Raw genomic sequence first — 3,685 nt, 5'->3', positions numbered from 1 at the left:
CTGTCGAGGCGGCGCCCCTGGGCGGTTTTCCGGGGGGTGCGTGGGGTGGGGGCGCGGGGGCCGGTGCGGGTCGTCGCGCCGGCCGCCGCGGCCCGTCGGGGCGGGGGGTCAGATGAGCGCGGGCGTCACTTGACCGCGGTGACGATGGGCAGTACGCCCTGCGGGCTGTAGCGGATGTCCGCGACGCTCAGGCCGGCGGCCGCCAGCTGGCCGCGTACCTCCTCCTCGCTGGAGAAGTTCAGGTAGGTGGCCTGGATGATGTCGCCCATGATGGACAGTTCCCGGCGCAGGTCGGCCTCGGCGATCTGGTACTTCTGCCAGGCCGCGGCCTGCTCCGGGGCATCCCACGGGGGCGGGGGCGGCGGGGTGAGGAAGCTCAGCAGCAGCCGGCCGCCGGGGCGGAGCGCCTGGTGGAAGCTGCGGTAGAGGTCGGTGAGCCGCTCGGGGTCCGACTCGTACATGTTCAGGCCGTTGCTGACGATGAGGTCGAACTCGCCGTCCACGCCGAGGTTCCAGGCGTCGCGCACGTGGAACGTGGTGTGCTCGGCGAGGCCGCGCTCGGCGGCGTTCTTGCGGGCGTAGCCGATGGATTCCTCGTCGAGGTCGATCCCGACGAGGCGGAAGCCGGTGACGCCGTCGTAGTCCTGCTGGAGCAGGTCGTCCATGACGCCGCAGGGGACGGAGGCGAGGGTGGCGCCGTCGGTGATGCGGGCGGCGACCTCCTCCTTGAAGCGGTGGTAGCGCTCGCGGGCCTGGCACAGCAGGGAGTTGTTGAGCAGCCAGTGCTCCAGCGGCGTGGTCGGGCCGGTGGGTTCGTTGCGGAAGATGTAGGAGGTCCAGTAGCCGTTGAGGCCGCGGTTGTGCAGCAGGAAGCGGCCGAGCTCGAACTGCGTCAGCTGCGCGAGGAGTTCGAGGGTCTCGTCCAGCGGCAGTACGAGCCGGTCGGCCTGCCGGAGGCGCTGCTCGATCTCCGCGGCGATTTCCTTGGTGCGCCGGTCGTCGTCGACCTTGGTGGTGGTGTGGTGCGAGATCGTGGAATTCATGATGTTCCTCGTGAGTCCCGGTCGGTCCGGTACGGGTGAAAGGGTGGGCGGTGCGGGTCAGACGGTCCAGCCGATCCGGGTGAATCCGGCGCGGACGGAGGGGTGGTCGAGCATTCCCGCGTTGCGGAATGCGCGCAGGACGTTCTTGACGATCGGCACGTCCGGGGTGATCTCGAATCCGGCGTAGAGCGCTTCCACGGAGGTGCGGGCCTGCTCGCGGTCCTCGATGAAGGAGCCGAGCAATTCGATGTTGAAGAGCTTCTCCGATTCGACGGAGAGGTACCGCACGGTGAAGTCGGCGAGGTGGATGCCGATGGCCTGCCGGTAGTCCTCGGGGATCTCGGCCCACAGGTAGGTCATCAGGTCGTAGAAGAACGCGTAGTGCCGGGACTCGTCGTTCATGTGGTCGTTGACGTAGTACTTGATCGACGGATGGACGCCGGGGCTGTTGAAGAATTCCACGAGTTCGCGGACGAGCGTGGTCTCGAAACAGCAGTTGGCGAGGATCTCGAAGATGTCGTGGTACTTCGGGTCGAGGTGTTTCTTGGTCTCGATGACCGCGCGCCGCGAGTCGGATATCGGGTAGTCGAGCGGCTTGAGGTCCGGGTGGTGCTCCTGCAGTTGCAGGATCATGTCCTGGGCGATGTAGACGTGGTAGTACTCGTCGATGATCACCGAGTAGGTGTTGAGCTTGGTCTCCTCGGAGAACTCCACCGGAAGGTCCGCGTAGAGGATTTTCGAGCAGGCCGAGACGATTTCCTTGATTTCCAGGTTCACGATGTCGTGCAGGTACTTGTAGAAGGACTGCACGAGGATGTCGTTCTTGGCCTTCGGTCCGAGCGAGGCGACCTCGTCGGCCAGCAGCAGCGGCTGCTTGTCCTCGGGGAAGAAGTAGCCCTCCTCCTCGAAGTCGATGGTCTTGCGGGGGCGGGTACGAACGGAGGAGCGGGACTCCCAGCGGACGGTGTACTCGCCGGTCAGGCTGGACAGCGTCCGTCCGGTTTCGGTGGTTTCCTGGCCGTTGGCGTTCATGACGGGCCTCTTTCCGGGCGCGGGGTATCGCGGTGCGGCCCCGCGCCCCTGGTGCGGGTGCATCCGCACGGCGGCTGCCGGTGGGCGCCGCCGTGCGGACGAAGGGGGGAGGGAAGGAAGGGTGGGAAGCCGAACTTCCCGTCGGTGGACGGTGGTTGTCAGCCGGCCTCGGGCACCGGCTCGGCTTCCACCTGGTCCGCCGCGCTCTGCTTCGGCTTGACGAAGGCCAGGGGCGCGGCGATGACCACGGCGACGGCCATCACTCCGGCGGTCACGATCGAGTCACCGGTGAACAGGCTGCTGGCGACGCCGGTGAGCAGCGTCACCAGCAGCGCCCGTCCGCTCATGTTCAGCGAGGATGCGGCACCCTGGAGCTCCGGGAAGACCGCCAGGGAGCGCCCGAAGATGACCGGGTAGACCGCGGCGAAGCCGACGCAGAAGACGGCGATGGGGCCGGTGGTCGCCCATGCGCCCCCGCCGAACACCAGGAACAGGGCGATGCCGACGACGGTGGCGGCGATGCTGTAGACCACCGTGCGCTCCGGACCGCCCAGCACCCCGATGAGCTTCGAGGCGAACAGGCTGGTCACCGCGAACGAGGCCACGATGATCAGCAGATGGCCGGCGAACCCGATCGTGGACAGCCCGTAGGTGTCGGTGTAGAGGAACGAGCTGGACGCGATGAACACCATGTAGGCGGCGAACAGCAGGCTGGGGACGACCGAGGCCGCGAGGAACTCCTTGCTGGACAGCAGCTTGCGGTAGTCCGTAGCGACCTGACGGGCCGTCACCTTTGCCCGTTCGCCCTTGGTCTCGGGCAGGAAGCACGCCATCAGCAGCAGGGAGACCAGGGTGATGCCGCAGACGGTGGCGTAGTTACCGCGCCAGCCGATCGTGCGGTTGATGAGTCCGCCGAGCGCGGGCGCCACCGTCATGAACGTGGACATCGCGGCGTTGGTGAGCCCGAACATCTTGAACAGCTCGGTGCCTTGGTAGACGTCGCCGATGATGACGAAGACCAGGACCACGGAGGTGCTGGCGCCGACGCCCTGGACGAGCCGGGAGCCGAGCAGGAACTCGATGTTCGGCGCGATGGCGCAGCCCAGCGCGCCGGCCAGCATGATCGTGTTGCCGATCAGCATGACCTTGCGCCGGCCGAACCGGTCCGAGAGCGGGCCGTAGACCAGGGCGCCGAGGCAGTAGCCGAAGAAGTTGTAGGTGATCGTCAGCTGTACCGAGGACTCGGACGCCGTGAGGCTGTGGGCGATGTCCGGGAAGCTGGGCACGGACATGTCGAGTTCCATGATCGTGCCGATGAGCGTCACGACCAAAAGGGCAGGCAGATATCTGTGTTGTTTCATGGCCTCATGAAGGACGGACCTGATGGGAAGAAGGGATTGCGGGCACGCTGAGCAGAGCCGTGCCGGGTCGGCAGGCTCTGCGGTGCGGCTATGGTCTTCGGACCAAGGGCCACCAGGTGGCGTGGGCGTTGAGAGGCCGTCGGCTCGCCCGTTCACCACCTGCGGCACGTAATGCCGGCTGCAACGTGTCCCCTTCTGCGTCAAGGCTGTCGTCAAGCCCATCGTATGGGCGTGGTCGGATGGTGCAAC

At 66.8% G+C, this 3,685-nt stretch carries 3 protein-coding genes; all 3 read right to left on the bottom strand.

Annotation, left to right across the window (positions count from 1 at the left end; all coding sequences use genetic code 11):
* Positions 1 to 125: 125 nt before the first annotated feature.
* The 3 genes from ACFV1J_RS04575 to ACFV1J_RS04565 all read right to left on the bottom strand — a co-directional run bounded on the left by ACFV1J_RS04575 (position 126) and on the right by ACFV1J_RS04565 (position 3,436).
* Entirely contained in the window at positions 126 to 1,043 is a 918-nt protein-coding gene (locus tag ACFV1J_RS04575) for an SAM-dependent methyltransferase (RefSeq protein ID WP_385855738.1), read from the bottom strand.
* A gap of 57 nt (positions 1,044 to 1,100) precedes the next feature.
* A complete protein-coding gene (locus tag ACFV1J_RS04570; RefSeq protein WP_385855737.1) occupies positions 1,101 to 2,075 on the bottom strand; it encodes a diiron oxygenase in 975 nt (324 codons plus the stop codon).
* A gap of 158 nt (positions 2,076 to 2,233) precedes the next feature.
* Positions 2,234 to 3,436: a multidrug effflux MFS transporter gene (locus ACFV1J_RS04565; RefSeq protein ID WP_385855736.1), complete on the bottom strand. Its 1,203-nt coding sequence runs from the start codon at positions 3,434 to 3,436 to the stop codon at positions 2,234 to 2,236.
* Positions 3,437 to 3,685: the final 249 nt, after the last annotated feature.

Origin of the sequence: Streptomyces sp. NPDC059649 (assembly GCF_042734445.1) — a bacterium.
In the GTDB taxonomy this organism is placed as follows: Bacteria; Actinomycetota; Actinomycetes; order Streptomycetales; family Streptomycetaceae; genus Streptomyces.
Note: the sequence above shows the minus strand (reverse complement) of the source record. Positions and strands in the feature narration are given on the sequence as shown.

Bases quoted from the DNA above. Each gene is read 5' to 3' on its own strand.
- ACFV1J_RS04575 (WP_385855738.1), bottom strand. From the start codon at position 1,043: ATGAATTCCACGATCTCGCACCACACCACCACCAAGGTCGACGACGAC.
- ACFV1J_RS04570 (WP_385855737.1), bottom strand. From the start codon at position 2,075: ATGAACGCCAACGGCCAGGAAACCACCGAAACCGGACGGACGCTGTCC.
- ACFV1J_RS04565 (WP_385855736.1), bottom strand. From the start codon at position 3,436: ATGAAACAACACAGATATCTGCCTGCCCTTTTGGTCGTGACGCTCATC.